Raw genomic sequence first — 15,693 nt, forward strand, 5'->3', positions numbered from 1 at the left:
AGGTAGCTTTAGGACTGAAGGCAAAAATTACCCGGTCGTGGCACTTGATCTGCGGTCCTTTATCGGGATGCGCAAACTGGGCAGAGGGCTTGCCTGGGAAGTCGCACTTCGGACCATTCCATGTGACGACCGTCCAGCATGAGCAGCCTGCCTGCAAGACTGGGGGATAAGTCCAGAATGAGTTTCAGTGCTTCGGCTGCCTGCATGGCCCCCACGATGCCTACGAGAGGTGCGAACACGCCCATGGTGGCGCATTGCGTTTCGGGGGGGGCATCACCTGGGGGGAAGGCGCAGGCATAACAAGGTGAACCTTCTGCCCTTGGGTCAAACACCGCGATCTGGCCGTCGAAACGAATCGCTGCGCCAGAGACAAGGGGTTTGCGATGTGCCACACACGCTGCGTTGACCGCATGGCGTGTGCTGAAGTTGTCGCAGCAGTCCAGAACTACATCGGCGTGCTGCAGCCAATCGGGCAAAGAGTCCGCGTTGGCTTCCGCCTGGACGGCATTCACAAGAACCAATGGATTGAGGTCTTGCAGGGTTATGGCCAGGGAGTCCACTTTGGCTTGCCCCACCCGAGAAGTGGAGTGGGCAATTTGCCGCTGAAGGTTGGTCAGGTCCACTGTATCGGGGTCCACCACCGTGATGTGGCCCACCCCTGCGCAGGCAAGGTACATGGCCGCAGGACAGCCCAAGCCGCCAGCCCCTATGACCAGAGCGTGCGCGGCGTTCAGTCGCTCTTGCCCCTCGATCCCAATCTCATCCAGAAGGATGTGCCGCGAATAGCGCAGCAGCGCGTCATCCTGCATGGCAGATCAGTTGTCCTTGGGCTCTTCCTTGCGCTCGGTCAGAGTCTTGCTCACCATGACGGGCTTGCCCTTCAATTGATTGATGGCTTGCTGCAGCTGGAAGTCTTTGTCCGATCCAAACTCGGGCGGGCGGCGCTCAGACGCCGGTTTGCGCGACTCTTCTTCGAGCCGTTTCATGGCTTCTTCACGGGCCTTTTCGCGGGCGGGATCTTTCTTTTCTTCGCCCTGGCCGCTGGTCAGATGCTTCTCCAGATCGGCTTCGCGCATACGCAAGGCCGCGTAGGGGCTGCCTTCTTCGGTGTCGTCCACCATCACGTCGGGCACGATGCCCTTGGCCTGGATGGAGCGTCCACTGGGGGTGTAATAGCGCGACGTCGTGATCTTCAGGCCGGTGTCCGGGCCCAGGGGGCGGAAGGTTTGCACCGAGCCTTTGCCAAAGGTCTGACTGCCCATGATGGTGGCGCGTTTGTGGTCCTGCAGGGCACCTGCCACGATCTCGCTGGCCGATGCGGAGCCTTCGTTGACCAGCACGATCAGCGGGATCTTCTTGAGGCTGGCGGGCAAGGCGCGGATCGCGTCCGAGCCGTCCCGGCCCAGGTAGTCACGTGCAGTGGCTTTCAGTACCTGTTTGCTTTCAGGCGTTTGCCCGTTGGTGGAGACCACCGTTACGTTCTCGGGTAAAAAAGCCGCCGAAATAGCCACTGCGGCATTCAGCAGGCCACCGGGATCATTGCGCAGGTCCAAGACCAAACCCTTGAGCGCTTGCGTGTCGCTAGTTTGCAAGTGGCCATCGGCTGTTTTGATACGTGCACCGGATCCATCCGTTACGTAGCTTGGGCTTTTTGAAAGCTCCAAGATCTTTTTCGCAAAGTCATCAACTGTGCGTTCTTGGAATTGGCTGATACGGATCCAAGCGTAGCCAGGCTCAATGAATTTCCCACGGACCGACTGCTGTTTGATTTCTTCGCGTGTGATAGTGACCGGAAAGGTGCGGTTTTCATCTTTGCGGTAGATGGTCAGCAGCACCTTGGTGTTGGGCTCGCCACGCATGCGTTTGACAGCATCATTGAGCGACAGGCCCTTAACAGCCGTGTCGTCAATTTTGGTGATCAGGTCGTTAGTTTTGAGGCCAGCACGGAAAGCTGGGGAGCCTTCGATGGGTGAGACCACCTTGACCAAACCGTCTTCCTGTGTGATTTCGATACCCACGCCGACAAACTTGCCCGAGGTGCCTTCACGGAATTCCTTGAAGGATTTTTTGTCGAAGTACTGGGAGTGGGGGTCCAGGCTGGCTACCATGCCGGCAATGGCGTCGGTGATGAGCTTTTTCTCGTCTACCGGCTCCACATAGTCACTCTTGACCATGCCAAACACGGCGGCGAGTTGCTGCAGTTCTTCCAGAGGCAGGGGGGTCAGCGTGTTGCGCGCTACGGTTTGCAGCGACACGGTGGTTAGTGCCCCGGCCAGTGCGCCTAATGCAATCCAGCCGGTAATTTTCAGTTTGTGACCCATATGTATTCCTGTGCCGCGCCAATATACACCTTGGAGGTCACTCTTTCGTTCCGGTTCCCCTGCTGCCCCACTATTTCAGTGGGGCAGGTCTAGCAATCTCAGGCCTTGCCTTGGGAGGCCACGGCCGCTGCCGCTTTGGCGGCGGCCTCGGCGTCGCCCAGGTAGTAGTGGCGGAGGGGTTTGAGGTTTGCATCCAGCTCGTACACCAGCGGGATGCCGTTGGGGATGTTCACGCCCACGATGTCGTCATCGGAGATGTTGTCCAGGTATTTGATCAGGGCGCGAATCGAGTTGCCGTGGGCGGCCACCACGATGCGTTTGCCAGCCAGGATGGCAGGCGCCATGGCTTCGTTCCAGAAGGGCAGCACGCGTGCCACGGTGTCTTTCAGGCACTCAGTCAGCGGGATCTGGTCGGCCTGCAGCTTGGCGTAGCGGATGTCCGAACGCTCGCTGCGTGGGTCGGTCACTTCCAGGGCGGGGGGCGGGGTGTCGTAGCTGCGGCGCCACACCAGCACTTGGTCGTCGCCGTACTGCTTGGCGGTTTCAGCCTTGTTCAGGCCTTGCAGGGCGCCGTAGTGGCGCTCGTTCAGGCGCCAGCTGTGCACCACGGGCAACCAAGTGCGGTCCATTTCGTCCAGCGTGTGCCACAGGGTGCGGGTCGCGCGCTTGAGTACGCTGGTGTAGGCCACATCGAACTCGTAGCCGTCTGCCTTGAGCAGCTTGCCGGCGGTTTTGGCCTGTTCCACGCCCAGGGGGGTCAGGTCCACATCGGTCCAGCCGGTGAAGCGGTTTTCAAGGTTCCAGGTGGATTCGCCGTGGCGTACGAGAACGAGTTTGTACATGGTATGGGTCACAAAGCAGTGGGGGGACCGGGCAGGGTGCTCGGCAGCGTACAGCTTGCCATTCTAAAATGCCGGGTTAGTGTGAAGTAACCAACAAGGAACAAAGTGAAATTTATTATCGACAACTGGATGCTGATTTCGATTGCCCTGGCATCTGGCGTGCTGCTGCTGTGGCCGGTGTTGCAGGGGGCCACGGCCGTGGGTATCGCCCCAAATGCAGCCGTGCAACTGATTAACCGCGAAAAAGCGGTGGTGGTGGATGTGTGCCAGCCCGAAGAATTTGCCCAAGGCCACATTGTGGGCTCCAAGAACATTCCCCTGGCCGAGCTGGAAGCCAAGCTGTCTGGTTTGGTGAAGAACAAGGCGCTGCCTGTGGTGCTGGTGTGCCAGACCGGCGCCCGATCGGCGCGTGCCGTGGCCACTGCCAAGAAACTGGGTTACGAGCAGGCCCAATCGCTGGCGGGCGGGCTCAAAGCCTGGAAAGCCGCTACCCTTCCGGTTGAAAAGGCCTGACGTAGGCCTGCTGAACCTGAGGTAAGAACCATGCAAGCCGTCAAGATGTACACCACCGCCGTTTGCCCCTATTGCGTGCAGGCCAAGCGTATTCTCAAGTCCAAAGGCGTCGAGGCCATTGAGGAAATCCGGGTCGATGCCCACCCCGAAGAACGCACCAAGATGATGGAAATTACCGGCCGACGCACCGTGCCGCAGATTTTCATTGGGGATACCCACGTGGGCGGATGCGATGACCTGATGGCATTGGACAGCCGGGGGGGCTTGCTTCCCTTGCTAGGCGCAGCGGCCTGACATAATTCCGCCCAACGAATGTTGTTTTCGTAGCCCGTCGGTGTTGTGCCGGCGGGCTTCTGTTTATCTAGAGAGACTATTGCCATGGCTGACCAAGATCCCGTATTCCAGATTCAACGCGTGTACCTGAAAGAAGCGTCGCTGGAGCAACCCAATTCCCCTGCCATCTTGCTGCAACAAGAGCAGCCTTCGGTGGACATCCAGCTCGGCGTGGAAGCAGCCCCCGTGGCTGATGGCGTGTTTGAAGTCTGCGTGACCGCCACCGTGACCACCAAGATCGAAGACAAGACCGTGTTTCTGGTCGAAGCCAAGCAAGCCGGCATTTTTGAAATCCGCAACCTGCCCCAGGAACAACTGGGCCAGATCATGGGCATTGCCTGCCCGCAAATCGTCTACCCCTACCTGCGTGGCAACGTGGCTGACCTGATCCAGCGCGGCGGCTTCCCGCCCGTGCACTTGTCGGAAATCAACTTCCAGGCGATGTACGAGCAGCAGCAAGCGGAACCCGCTGGCAGCCTGCCCCAGTAAGCGTGTTTAGAGGCCTTTTCGGCCTCTGGCCCGCATAGATATTGCGTAAGCAGCTATGAATATCATAGTGTTGGGGGCGGGTGCTTGGGGCACTGCGCTTGCTGTGAGTGCCGCGCGTGCGCCGCAGCCCGGCCGTACGGTCACCCTGTGGGCGCGTGATGTCGCCCTGGTAGCCGACATGGCCGCTCGGCGTGAAAACGCGCGTTACTTGCCAGCGCAGGCCTTGCCTTCTTCTTTGCAATTGAGCGCCGAGCCAATGGCTCTGGTGTTGGCGTCGGTGCAGCCGTCAGATCTCGTGGTGGTGGCCACGCCCATGGCTGCACTGCGCAGCATGTTGACCCAGTTGCAGAATGTTCCCGCACCGGTGGCGTGGCTGTGCAAGGGCTTTGAGTCTGCGGTGCAGGGCGCCCATGGCTTGCTGGGCCATGAGGTGCAAGCGCAGGCGGCCCCTCACTTGTTGGCTGGTGTGCTGAGCGGCCCCAGTTTTGCGCAAGAGGTGGCGGCAGGCCAGCCCACCGCGCTGGTGGCTGCCAGTGTCCATGCGTCTGTGCGCGATGCCCTGGTGGCGGCGTTCCATGGCAATTCCTTGCGCGTTTACGCGAATGACGATGTGGTCGGCGTGGAAGTGGGTGGCGCGGTGAAAAACGTGCTGGCTATTGCCACGGGCTTGTGCGACGGCTTGGAGCTGGGGCTGAATGCACGCGCTGCGCTGGTAACGCGGGGTTTGGCTGAAATTACCCGCCTGGGACTGGCCTTGGGCGCCAAACCCGAAACCTTTATGGGCTTGAGCGGACTCGGCGATCTGGTGCTCACCGCGACCGGCGATCTGTCACGCAACCGCAAGGTAGGTCTGGCGCTGGCCGGGGGGCAGACCCTGGCCCAAGCGGTACAGGCCCTGGGCCATGTAGCCGAAGGCGTCTACAGCGCGCGCACTGTGCTGCAACGTGCCCAGCACTTGGGCGTGCCCATGCCCATCACCCAGGGCGTAGTGGACTTGCTGGACGGCCGGCTGCAGCCAGCCCAAGCGGTCATGGCCCTGATGGGCCGCGAGCCGACCGCCGAAGGCGTCTAGCCTTTTTGCACCTTGGCCGCGATGTGCGCCAAGGCTTCCTCCACCTGGTCCACCAGTACCAGGCACAGCTCTCCGGCTTGCAGTTTGTCCATGGCCGTGTCAATGGCCAAAAATTCGCCAAACACTTCTGATCGGCTGGTTGCGCGGCTTGCATTGGCCAAGCCTTCGCGTAGCAGGGCAATTACCTCGCCGTCCTTGCGTCCGCGCTGGCACTGGTCCTCAAACATCACCACTTCGTCAAAGGCATTGCCCAAGATCTCTGTTTGTTGGCGAATGTCTTGATCGCGCCGGTCGCCGGCACCGCTGATGACCACCGAGCGCCGCGTGGCTGGCATGGCTTCCACGGCCTGCACCAGCGCCAACATGGCATCGGGGTTGTGGCCGTAGTCGGCAATCACAGTGGCGCCACGGTAGGTGAACAGGTTGAAACGGCCTTGCGCGTTGTCACTGTCATTGGAGAAATTGCCCAATCCTTTGCGGATGGTGGCCCAGTCCTGCCCCAGTGCCCAGGCGGCTGCCACACTGGCCATCACGTTCTCGACCTGGAAACCAATGGTGCCGCCCAAAGTGACGGGCACATCGGCCAACGGGATGGATTGCAGCATGTCTCCCTTGGCGGCAATCACATGTCCGCCCTCCACAAACACCACGGCGTGGCCTTGGGCACGGTGGGTGGCCATGACCGGATGGTTTTTGTCTGCAGCGAAGAAGGTCACAGAACCTTTGCATTTGACTGCCATGGCTGCCACGATGGGGTCGGCCGCATTGAGCACGGCGGTGCCGGTGCTGGCTACGTTTTGCACGATCACGCGCTTGAGCACCGCCAGTTCGTTCACGGTGGTGATGTAGTTCAGCCCCAGGTGGTCGCCACTGCCCACGTTGGTCACCACGGCCACATCGCAGCGGTCAAAGGCCAGGCCTTCGCGCAGCACACCACCCCGTGCGGTTTCCAGCACTGCGGCATCTACATCGGGGTGCAGCAGCACGCTGCGGGCGCTCTTGGGGCCGCTGCAGTCGCCGGTGTCGATGGTCTCGCCGTTGACATAGACACCATCGGTATTGGTCATGCCCACGCGCAGACCGCTTTGTGCCAGCAGGTGCGAGATCAGGCGCACCGTGGTGGTTTTGCCGTTGGTGCCGGTCACCGCCACGATGGGGATGCGCCCGTCCTGGCCCTTCTTGAACATGCTGGAAATAATGGCCTCGCCCACCGCACGGCCTTTGCCGAACGACGGCGAGAGGTGCATGCGCAGGCCGGGGGCCGCGTTCACTTCCACCACGCCGCCGCCTTGGTCTTCCAGAGGCTGCAGGATGCTGTCGCTCACCACGTCCACACCGCAAATATCCAGGCCGACCATGTGTGCCGCCGCAATGGCGCGTGCTGCTACTTCGGGGTGCACATCGTCGGTCACGTCGGTGGCCGAGCCGCCGGTGGACAGGTTGGCGTTGTTGCGCAGGTTCACGCGCTGGCCCTTGTCGGGCACCGAGTCGGCGGTCAGGCCCTGGGTCGCCAGGCAGGCGTGGGCAATGTCGTCAAATCGGATCTTGGTCAGCGAGGTGGCATGGCCTGAGCCACGCCGCGGGTCTTGGTTCACCTGCTCGACCAACTGCGCAATGGTGTGCACACCATCACCCACCACTTTGGGTGGATCACGGCGGGCGGCGGCCACGAGTTTGTCGCCGATGACCAGCAAGCGAAAGTCGTTACCGGGCATAAAACGCTCGACCAGGATGTCATCGCGAAACTCGCGCGCTGTGGCGTAGGCTTTGATCAATTGTTCACGGGTGGTGATGTTGACAGTGACTCCCTTGCCCTGGTTGCCGTCGTTGGGCTTCACCACCACGGGCAGGCCAATTTCTTGCGCTGCGGCCCAAGCATCGTCGGCATCGGTGACCGCCCGGCCGCCCGGTACGGGCACGCCGGCTGCGGCCAGCAGCTTCTTGGTCAGTTCTTTGTCTTGGGCTATGGCTTCGGCAATGGCGCTGGTGGCATCCATCTCGGCGGCCTGGATGCGGCGCTGCTTGCTGCCCCAACCCAGGCGCACCATGCTGCCTTCGGTCATGCGGCTGTAGGGAATGCCGCGCGCCACGGCCGCGTCCACGATGGAGCCGGTGCTGGGGCCCAGACGCACATCTTCGTCGAGCTCGCGCAGTTGCTCCAGGGCAGCGGGCAGGTCAAACGGTGTGTCGTTCCGCGCGGCCTGGCACAGCTGTTGTGCCAGCTCCAGCGCCAGCTTGCCCACCTCTTCTTCGCTGTACTCCACTACCACCTGAAACACATGTTGCTCCACCGTGGGGGTGGTGCAGCTGAAGGTCACCGGGCAGCCGGCCTGTGCCTGTAGGCCCAAGGTGGCCAACTCCAAGACGCGCGCCATGGACACTTGATCGTCGTGCCCCGTGGCCTGGAAAGGGCTGATCTCTGGGAAGCGCTCACGCAGGCGAGTTTCAAACCCCGCCAGCGCGGCGATATTGCACTCTTCAGCGCTGCACTCCACCACGGTCTGGATGGCCGTGTGGTGGGTCCACAAATTGGGGCCGCGCAGGGCGCGGATGCGGTTCACTTGCATGGAGGGCTCAGTAAGGGGTTTTCTTGGGGTTGGAGTCAAAGGTGCGCAGGCCGGCTGCGATCAGTTCGACGGGAATGTTCAGCGCCCATGCGGCGGCTACAGCCGCCATTACCAGCTCCGGTTGGGCGGCTTTGACCGGGTTCAGGGTACTCAGAGGCAGCAGGGCAATTTCTTCGGTTTGTTGTGCCAGCACGACTTCGCCATGTCGGACAAACACCACTTTTTCGCCTGCTGCCCGGTGTGCCACCAGGGTTGGGTGTTGTGCATCGGGTGCATAAAAAATGACCTTGCCGTCGCACAACTCCGCCAGCTCCACCACCTGCGGGTCAGTGGCATTGAGCACGGCGGTGCCGCTGGGCAGTACGACGTCTACTTGGGTGCGGGTGACCTTGAAGGCTTGTTCAGCGTCCAGGATGTCAAAGTCCTTGAGGTTGTCGGTCCATCCCACGTTGGTGACCACGCCCACAGCGCATCGGTCGTAGGCCAGGCCCTCACCCAAAATCATGGCGCTGCTGTTTTCAAATACGGCAGCCTGCACCGAGCGGTTAATCAGCAGGCGTTGGCTGGGCTCCCAGCGCGCGCAATCGGTGGCGACCACGCGGCGGCCATCGAGGTACAGGCCTTCGCTGCAGGCCAGGCCCACATGGCGGCCGCTGATGTGGACCAGCCAGGCCACCAGGCGCGCCAGGCGACCGGTATTTTGGGTGCCGGTGATGCCGATGACCGGAATGCGCCCATCGGCTTCGGGCTCAAACAGGTGCTCGACGATGGCACGGCCCACGGGGCGGCCTTCACCGTTGGCGGGCTTGATGTGTGCCAGCAAACCGGGACTGGCGTTGACCTCAATCACAGCCCCGCGCTGGCTTTTCATGGGTTTGCTGATGTCTTCCATCACCATGTCGATACCGGCAATATCCAAACCCACCACGCGGGCAGCCAAGGCTGCCGTGGCCGCCACACTGGGATGCATTTGGTCGGTCACGTCCCAGGCCACGTTGCCGTTGCGCTGGATCAGCACTTTTTGGTCTTTGGCAGGCACAGAGTCGGGTGTCAGACCGGCGCGGCGCAGCTCCAGCTGGACTTCGGGGCTTTTGTGCGGTTCGATGGGGCTGAGTGGGGCTTCTTCTTCCTCGCCGCGGCGTGGGTCGGTGTTGATCTGGGCATTGACCAGTTCGGTCACGGTGGACGCACCATCTCCCACAACCCAAGCCGATTCACCGCGTGCAGCCGCTACCACGCGCTTGCCGACCACCAGCAGGCGGTGCTCGTTACCGGGAATGAATTTCTCGACGATGACGCTGCCACCGCTTTGTTCTTTGGCCACGTGGAACGCAGTTTCCACACTGGCTTGATCTGACAGGTCCAGCGTCACGCCCCGACCATGGTTGCCGTCATAGGGTTTGACCGCTACGGGCAGGCCGATGTCTTCCGCCGCCTCCCAAGCGGCGGCGGGAGAGTTGACCAGTGTGCCCTCGGGCACGGGTACGCCGCAGGCCTTGAGCAGGCTTTTGGTCAGGTCCTTGTCGCTGGCAATTTCTTCGGCAATCGCGCTGGTCTGGTCGGTCTCGGCGGTCCAGATGCGGCGCTGGGCAATGCCGTAACCCAGTTGCACCAGGTTGCCCTCGGTCAGGCGGATGTGGGGGATGCTGCGGTCAGTGGCCGCATCCACAATATTGGAGGTGCTGGGCCCCAGGCATAGCGAATCCACCATTTCGCGCAGCACCGTGAGTTGTGCTTCCAGGTCGTAGGGGGTGTTGTTGATAGCGGCCACGACCAGATCCCGGGCCACCACTAAGGCCGCCCGCCCCACTTGCTCCTGCCGGGTGCGGAAGGCCACCTTGTAGACGCCGGGCTTGGACGTTTGGCGGGCCTTGCCAAAGCTGGTCTGCATGCCTGCCAAGTTTTGAATTTCCAGCGTCACATGCTCCACGATATGGGCGGCCCAGGTGCCTTCTTGCAGGCGCTGCAAAAAGCCGCCGCGTACGCCGGGGCTGCATTTGTGCTCGATCAGGCCCGGTAGCCAGCCGGTCAGGCGGTCATAGAAGCCGGGCAGGGTGTTGGAGGGATGGTCCTCCAGCGTACCGATGTCCAACCATGCCTCGATAACGGGCCGGTAAGTCCAGATATTGGGGCCGCGCAGGTACGTTACCCGGAGAATGTCGATGTTTTTCTTGGCTGTCATGGCGATGTGGGGTGGGGCGGTGCACCATTGTGACGTGGCGCGCGTTGTGTATTTTCACCCAGCCCCTGTGCTGTGTAACGGATTTGTTCTTGGCGCGTCTACGCGCAGATGACGCAAAATCCCGAGTTAAACCTTTTCCCTTGAAGTAGATGACCCCTGACGCCCTTGCTGTTTCCGTGCTGCCTGGAGAGCTTGCTCCGCAATGGCGGGCCGATGTGCAGCAGCAGCTGCACCCCCAAGAGAACGTGTTGGCCTCGCTGGAGGTTGACCTCGACACCCAGCTGCGCTTCGTCAAGGGATTGGTGCTGGTCACCAACCGGCGCCTGTTAAGTCGGGTGGGGGCCCACGGGCCCTGGCAGTCGTGGGATTTGCAAGCTGGGCTGTCCTTGCTGCACCATGACCATGCGGGGGTGGGGCATCTGGATTTTCTGGATGCTGCGGGGCTGCATGCCAGCTGGCGCTTTACGCTGGGCCAAAACCTGCATGCCTTGCGCTTGGTCGACCAGTTCCAGGCCCAATTGGAAAGCACCGTGTCGGGTCGCCCACTGGCGCAGGCCCTGACGCAGGTGTGTCCCAGTTGCAAGGCGCCCCTGGAGGCCGACCAAGAGGAATGCCCGGTGTGCACCAAGGTGGTCCACACCCCACCCAGCACTTGGACCTTGTTTCGACTGTGGCGCTTCGCCAAGCCCTACAAAGGGCAGCTGCTGCTGGGTTTTGTGCTTACGCTGTTGGGTACTGCGGCCAATCTGGTGCCGCCCTATCTGACCATGCCGCTGATGGACAACGTGTTGATCCCGTTCCAAAACGGGCAAAAGATCGATCCGATGCTGGTGGGCATGTACATGGGCGGGCTGCTGGGCTCCGCCTTGCTGGCCTGGATGCTGAGCTGGGCCAAGACCTATATCCTGGCGCTGGTGTCCGAACGCATTGGCGCCGACTTGCGCACCACCACCTACGAGCACTTGCTGCGCCTCTCGCTGGAGTACTTTGGCGGAAAGCGCACGGGCGATCTGATGTCGCGCATTGGCAGCGAAAGTGACCGCATTTGTGTGTTCCTGTCGCTGCACCTGCTGGACTTTGCCACCGACGTGATCATGTTGACCATGACGGCGCTCATCCTGTTCTCCATCAACCCCTGGCTGGCGCTTGTCACTCTGGTTCCGCTGCCCTTCATTGCGTGGATGATCCACTTTGTGCGTGACCGTCTGCGCACCGGCTTTGAGAAGATTGACCGCGTCTGGGGCGAGGTCACCAATGTGCTGGCCGACACCATTCCGGGGGTGCGGGTGGTGAAGGCTTTTGCGCAAGAGAAGCGCGAAGCGGCACGCTTTCGCGAGGCCAATAAACACAACCTGGCGGTGAATGACCGCATCAACAAAATCTGGTCGCTGTTTTCGCCCAGCGTGTCGTTCTTGACCGAGTTGGGCCTGCTCGTGGTCTGGGCGTTTGGCATCTGGCAGGTGTCCAAGGGCGACATCACGGTGGGGGTGCTGACCGCCTTTATTGCCTATATCAGCCGGTTTTATGGTCGCCTCGATTCCATGAGTCGCATCGTCTCGGTCACACAAAAGTCGGCCTCGGCTGCGAAACGTATTTTTGACATCCTGGACCATGTGTCCAGCGTGCCCGAGCCCGCCAACCCGGTGCCCATGGGTCAGGTGCAGGGCCGCATTGAAGTGCGTGACGTGGGATTTAGGTATGGCAATCGTGAAGTCAATCGCGGTATCAGCCTGAAGATTGCGCCCGGCGAGATGATTGGCTTGGTGGGCCACAGCGGTTCGGGCAAGAGCACATTGGTGAACCTGATCTGCCGCTTTTACGACGTGTCCGAGGGCGCGATTTTGGTGGACGGCGTGGACATCCGCTCCTACGCCATTTCGGACTACCGCCAGAACATTGGTTTGGTGCTGCAGGAGCCGTTTCTGTTTTTCGGCACCATTGCCGACAACATCGCCTACGGCAAGCCACACGCCACCCGCGCCCAAATCATTGCCGCCGCACGTGCCGCCCACGCGCACGAGTTCATCCTGCGTTTGCCGCAGGGCTACGACTCCATGGTCGGAGAGCGCGGCCAGGGCCTGTCGGGCGGGGAGCGCCAGCGTATTTCGATTGCGCGCGCGCTGCTGATTGACCCGCGCATCCTGATCCTGGATGAGGCCACCTCATCGGTAGATTCCGAAACCGAGAAAGAGATTCAGAAGGCGCTGGAGAACCTGGTGCAAGGCCGCACCACCATCGCCATTGCGCACCGCTTGTCCACCCTGCACCGGGCCGACCGGCTGGTGGTGCTGGACCGCGGCAAGGTGGTGGAGGAGGGAACCCACGACGTGCTGATGGCTGCGGAGGGCGCCTATTTCAACCTGTACCAGGCCCAGGCCCGCAACAACAATCTTTTGGAGGAGTCCGCATGAGCGCCCTGCACACAGTGACGGCCAGCTGCTTCTCGCTGGAACGAACTCCTTTTGGCAAGCTGGTGCTGACTAACGAGGCCGGTGAACGGTTTGAGGGCGTGGTGCCAGTGCGTGCATTCCCCATCCAGTCCCCCGAGGACGGCATTTCGCTGGTCAGTACCGATGGCAAAGAAGTGGCCTGGGTCGACATGCTGGCCGAGGTGCCGCAGCCCGCCCAAGACCTGATTCGCGCTGAGCTCACCACGCGCGAATTCATGCCGGTGGTCACGCGCATTGTGTCGGTCACCAGCTATTCCACCCCCAGCACCTGGGTGGTGGAAACGGACCGTGGCAACACCGAGTTTGTGCTGCGCGGCGACGAAGACATTCGCCGCATTGGCAAGGACAACGGCTTGTTGATTGCCGATGCGCATGGCATCCAGTACCTGGTGCGCGACCAGTTTGCGCTGGACACGCACAGCAAAAAAATTCTGGATCGCTTCCTGTAGGGTGTTGTTTCCTGGTCAGTGGGCACTCGCACTGGTCCAGGCTTGCGGTACATTTTGGGGCTGATGCCAGCGCACCCGCGCGCTGCTGCCCAGCCCAGAACAGAAAGCACTGCCCCATGTCCACTCTGCCGATTGTTTCGCGCCGCCCCCAGACCCTTCGCAAGCTGCAGCTGACCGGCGCCGCACTGGCTTGTGCGGTGCTCTTGTCAGGCTGCGCCATTTGGCCTAAAGCCCTGACCTTTTGGGGTGACAGCGAACCGGCCGCAGCAGATGCAAGTACTCCATCGGTTGCAATGGCGCCCAGCCCGGCAGCGTCCGCGCCGGTGGAGCCTGCACCGGTGGTCACCAGCACACCCGTGGCTGAGCCTGCAAAGCCTGTGGTCGCACCCATGGCCAGCCTGCCCCCGGAGCCTGCACCTGCGGCGCCCGCCAAGCCTGCCGGTCCGGTAAAAATGGAAAAGGGTTACTACATCAATGTGGGCCTGTTTGCCGTGCCCAGCAATGCGAGCAATGCATTCCAGAAGCTGGACAAAGCCGGTTTGCCAGCCTACACCGAACTGCTTGAAACCAATGTCGGCAAGTTGACCCGGGTGCGTGTGGGTGGCTTCCCCACCAAGGCCAAGGCTGACGCTGCTGCCAAGAAAATTCGCACTTTGCAACTCGAAGCCATCGTCTTCCGCCATAAGTAAACAAGGGCCCGTCAGGGCCCTTGTTCATCACACTTCCATGTTGTCGATCAGCCGGGTGCTGCCCAAGCGCGCAGCGGCCAGCACCACCATGGCGTCGCCACCACGTGGGGCTTGCAGGTCGGCCTGGCGGCGCACCGCCACATAGTCCGGCACCCAGCCGGCACTGCGCAGGGCATGCATGCCTTCGGCTTCCAGTTGTGCCACATCGGACGCCCCAGCGCGCAGCACCGCCACTATTTTGCGCAGCGTGGCCGAGAGCAGCAGCGCTTCCTCTCGCTGGGCCGGGCTCAGGTAGCCGTTGCGGCTGGACAAGGCCAGGCCCGCCTCGCTGCGCTGGGTTTCACCGCCCACCACGTCAATAGGCAATGCAAACTGTTTGACCATATTGCGGATCACCATGAGCTGCTGGTAGTCCTTCTTGCCGAACAGTGCGGTGCGTGCTTGCGTGACCGCCAGCAGCTTCATCACCACGGTGCACACGCCAATGAAGAAGCCGGGGCGGAAGTGGCCTTCCAGAATGTCGGCCAGCTCCGTGGGCGGGTGGACCTTGAAGGTTTGGGGCTGGGGATACAGCTCTTGCTCGCTGGGCGCAAACACGATGTCGCAGCCCGCAGCCTCCAGCTGGGCGCAGTCGGCTTCCAGCGTGCGGGGGTAGGTGTCAAAGTCTTCGTGCGGTGCGAACTGCAGGCGGTTCACAAAGATGGTGGACACCGTCACATCGCCCAGCGGCTTGGCTTGGCGCACCAGGGCCAAGTGGCCCGCATGCAGATTGCCCATGGTGGGCACCACAGCAGGGTGGCGGTACTGGCTCAGCGCATCGCGCAGCTCGGCTATGGTGTGAAGAAGTTGCATAGAGAGGAGGGGAAGTTGGTTGGGGATCCGGCGGGGGGGGTCCGAAGGGGGGGAAAGCCCCGGGGGGCGGGCGCGGGGGTAACCTTCACCAGGCGTGAAGAGAATCGTCAGGAAACGTGCCGTTTTTTACAGCGGCCACATAGGCCTCCATGGCGCCGCGGATGCTGCTGGCGTCGTTCATGAAGTTGCGCACAAACTTGGGGTTTTTGCCCAGGTTCACGCCCAGCATGTCGTGCAGCACCAGCACCTGGCCCGCCGTGCCCTTGCCAGCACCAATGCCAATCGTGGCGCAGTGCGGCAGCTCTTGGGTCAGTTCGGCCGACAGCGGCGCGGGCACCATCTCCAGCACCAGCATGGAGGCACCGGCATCTTGCAGCGCGTGGGCCTGTTTCTTCATCCCATCCGCCGCTGCATCGCCACGGCCCTGCACGCGGTAGCCGCCCAGCGCGTGTACGGTTTGGGGTGTCAGCCCCAGGTGGGCGCAAACCGGGATGCCGCGCTCCACCAAAAAGTGCACCACCTCGGTGGTCCAGCCGCCGCCTTCGAGCTTGACCATGTGGGCGCCTGCTTGCATGAGCACGCTGGCGCTGCGGATGGCTTGTTCTTTGGATTCTTGGTAGCTGCCAAAGGGCAGGTCGCCAATCAGCCAGGCCGTGCCCTGGGCACGGCGCAGGCCACGCGCCACGCTTTCGGTGTGGTAGGCCATGTCGTCCAGCGTCACGCCCACGGTGCTGTGCAGGCCGCGGCAGACCATGCCCAGCGAGTCACCCACCAGAATGCACTCCACACCGGCTGCATCCGCCACCGCCGCAAAGGTGGCGTCGTAGGCGGTGAGCATGGTGATTTTTTCGCCACGGCTGTGCATCTCCTGCAGGCGCGGCAGGCTGATGGGCTTGCGCGTGGACGGCGGAGATGCCGGAGGCAGCGTGCCGTA

The 15,693-nt window shown here is 62.0% G+C and carries 14 protein-coding genes and 1 pseudogene; 7 read left to right on the forward strand and 8 right to left on the reverse strand.

The genetic code is table 11. The features are described 5' to 3' along the window. Positions 1-59: 59 nt before the first annotated feature. The 4 genes and pseudogenes from U5O12_RS03775 to gpmA all read right to left on the reverse strand — a co-directional run bounded on the left by U5O12_RS03775 (position 60) and on the right by gpmA (position 3,163). Positions 60-809, reverse strand: a complete 750-nt coding sequence (locus U5O12_RS03775) for a molybdopterin-synthase adenylyltransferase MoeB (RefSeq protein WP_322577335.1) — start codon at positions 807-809, stop codon at positions 60-62. Positions 810-815: 6 nt separating this feature from the next. Then, a complete protein-coding gene (locus U5O12_RS21120) occupies positions 816-1,664 on the reverse strand; it encodes a S41 family peptidase (protein WP_416221437.1) in 849 nt (282 codons plus the stop codon). Next, positions 1,664-2,321 (reverse strand): annotated as a pseudogene (locus U5O12_RS21125) (S41 family peptidase); the annotation flags it as partial. The pseudogene U5O12_RS21125 and the gene U5O12_RS21120, both read right to left, overlap by 1 nt. Positions 2,322-2,419: 98 nt before the next feature. Beyond that, positions 2,420-3,163, reverse strand: a complete 744-nt coding sequence (gene gpmA / locus U5O12_RS03785; RefSeq protein ID WP_322577337.1) for a 2,3-diphosphoglycerate-dependent phosphoglycerate mutase — start codon at positions 3,161-3,163, stop codon at positions 2,420-2,422. A gap of 105 nt (positions 3,164-3,268) precedes the next feature. Between gpmA and U5O12_RS03790 the strand changes: the two genes are divergently transcribed. From U5O12_RS03790 to U5O12_RS03805, 4 genes are all read left to right on the forward strand, one after another. Further along, the gene (locus U5O12_RS03790) at positions 3,269-3,676 is read left to right on the forward strand and encodes a rhodanese-like domain-containing protein (RefSeq protein ID WP_322577338.1); all 408 of its coding nucleotides are present in this window, start codon (positions 3,269-3,271) and stop codon (positions 3,674-3,676) included. Between the two features lie 30 nt (positions 3,677-3,706). Further along, a complete protein-coding gene (gene grxC / locus U5O12_RS03795; protein WP_322577339.1) occupies positions 3,707-3,970 on the forward strand; it encodes a glutaredoxin 3 in 264 nt (87 codons plus the stop codon). Between the two features lie 84 nt (positions 3,971-4,054). Beyond that, complete coding sequence (gene secB, locus U5O12_RS03800; protein WP_322577340.1) at positions 4,055-4,498, forward strand: protein-export chaperone SecB; 444 nt, start codon at positions 4,055-4,057, stop codon at positions 4,496-4,498. A gap of 55 nt (positions 4,499-4,553) precedes the next feature. Next, a complete protein-coding gene (locus tag U5O12_RS03805) occupies positions 4,554-5,570 on the forward strand; it encodes an NAD(P)H-dependent glycerol-3-phosphate dehydrogenase (protein ID WP_322577341.1) in 1,017 nt (338 codons plus the stop codon). Here the strand turns inward: U5O12_RS03805 and cphA (U5O12_RS03810) are convergent. Further along, a complete protein-coding gene (gene cphA / locus U5O12_RS03810; protein WP_322577342.1) occupies positions 5,567-8,137 on the reverse strand; it encodes a cyanophycin synthetase in 2,571 nt (856 codons plus the stop codon). The two genes, U5O12_RS03805 and cphA (U5O12_RS03810), sit on opposite strands and share 4 nt — an antisense overlap. A gap of 7 nt (positions 8,138-8,144) precedes the next feature. Beyond that, entirely contained in the window at positions 8,145-10,319 is a 2,175-nt protein-coding gene (cphA, locus tag U5O12_RS03815; protein WP_322577343.1) for a cyanophycin synthetase, read from the reverse strand. A 149-nt stretch (positions 10,320-10,468) separates the two neighbouring features. On the opposite strand from cphA (U5O12_RS03815), the gene U5O12_RS03820 reads away from it, so the two are divergent. From U5O12_RS03820 to U5O12_RS03830, 3 genes are all read left to right on the forward strand, one after another. After that, positions 10,469-12,730, forward strand: coding sequence for an ABC transporter ATP-binding protein (locus U5O12_RS03820; protein ID WP_322577344.1), 2,262 nt, complete (start codon positions 10,469-10,471; stop codon positions 12,728-12,730). Further along, positions 12,727-13,218 carry a DUF1854 domain-containing protein gene (locus tag U5O12_RS03825; protein ID WP_322577345.1) on the forward strand — a complete coding sequence of 164 codons (492 nt, stop codon included), beginning with the start codon at positions 12,727-12,729 and terminating at the stop codon, positions 13,216-13,218. Before U5O12_RS03820 ends, U5O12_RS03825 begins: the two co-directional genes overlap by 4 nt. Positions 13,219-13,334: 116 nt before the next feature. Next, positions 13,335-13,907, forward strand: a complete 573-nt coding sequence (locus tag U5O12_RS03830) for an SPOR domain-containing protein (protein WP_322577346.1) — start codon at positions 13,335-13,337, stop codon at positions 13,905-13,907. Between the two features lie 27 nt (positions 13,908-13,934). Here U5O12_RS03830 and panC read toward each other — a convergent pair whose 3' ends face one another. Together panC and panB are read right to left on the reverse strand one after the other, a co-directional pair. Then, on the reverse strand, positions 13,935-14,759 hold the full coding sequence (panC, locus tag U5O12_RS03835) for a pantoate--beta-alanine ligase (protein ID WP_322577347.1): 825 nt from the start codon (positions 14,757-14,759) through the stop codon (positions 13,935-13,937). An 85-nt stretch (positions 14,760-14,844) separates the two neighbouring features. Beyond that, positions 14,845-15,693: 3-methyl-2-oxobutanoate hydroxymethyltransferase (gene panB, locus U5O12_RS03840; protein WP_322577348.1), on the reverse strand; the 849-nt coding region annotated here is incomplete at its 5' end.

The organism is Rhodoferax sp., from assembly GCF_034519335.1.
In the GTDB taxonomy this organism is placed as follows: Bacteria; Pseudomonadota; Gammaproteobacteria; order Burkholderiales; family Burkholderiaceae_C; genus Allorhodoferax.

Excerpts from the sequence above, each read along its gene's own strand:
- U5O12_RS03775 (WP_322577335.1), bottom strand. The coding sequence starts at position 809 with ATGCAGGATGACGCGCTGCTGCGCTATTCGCGGCACATCCTTCTGGAT.
- gpmA (WP_322577337.1), bottom strand. The coding sequence starts at position 3,163 with ATGTACAAACTCGTTCTCGTACGCCACGGCGAATCCACCTGGAACCTT.
- grxC (WP_322577339.1), top strand. The coding sequence starts at position 3,707 with ATGCAAGCCGTCAAGATGTACACCACCGCCGTTTGCCCCTATTGCGTG.
- secB (WP_322577340.1), top strand. The coding sequence starts at position 4,055 with ATGGCTGACCAAGATCCCGTATTCCAGATTCAACGCGTGTACCTGAAA.
- U5O12_RS03805 (WP_322577341.1), top strand. The coding sequence starts at position 4,554 with ATGAATATCATAGTGTTGGGGGCGGGTGCTTGGGGCACTGCGCTTGCT.
- cphA (WP_322577342.1), bottom strand. The coding sequence starts at position 8,137 with ATGCAAGTGAACCGCATCCGCGCCCTGCGCGGCCCCAATTTGTGGACC.
- cphA (WP_322577343.1), bottom strand. The coding sequence starts at position 10,319 with ATGACAGCCAAGAAAAACATCGACATTCTCCGGGTAACGTACCTGCGC.
- U5O12_RS03820 (WP_322577344.1), top strand. The coding sequence starts at position 10,469 with ATGACCCCTGACGCCCTTGCTGTTTCCGTGCTGCCTGGAGAGCTTGCT.
- U5O12_RS03825 (WP_322577345.1), top strand. The coding sequence starts at position 12,727 with ATGAGCGCCCTGCACACAGTGACGGCCAGCTGCTTCTCGCTGGAACGA.
- U5O12_RS03830 (WP_322577346.1), top strand. The coding sequence starts at position 13,335 with ATGTCCACTCTGCCGATTGTTTCGCGCCGCCCCCAGACCCTTCGCAAG.
- panC (WP_322577347.1), bottom strand. The coding sequence starts at position 14,759 with ATGCAACTTCTTCACACCATAGCCGAGCTGCGCGATGCGCTGAGCCAG.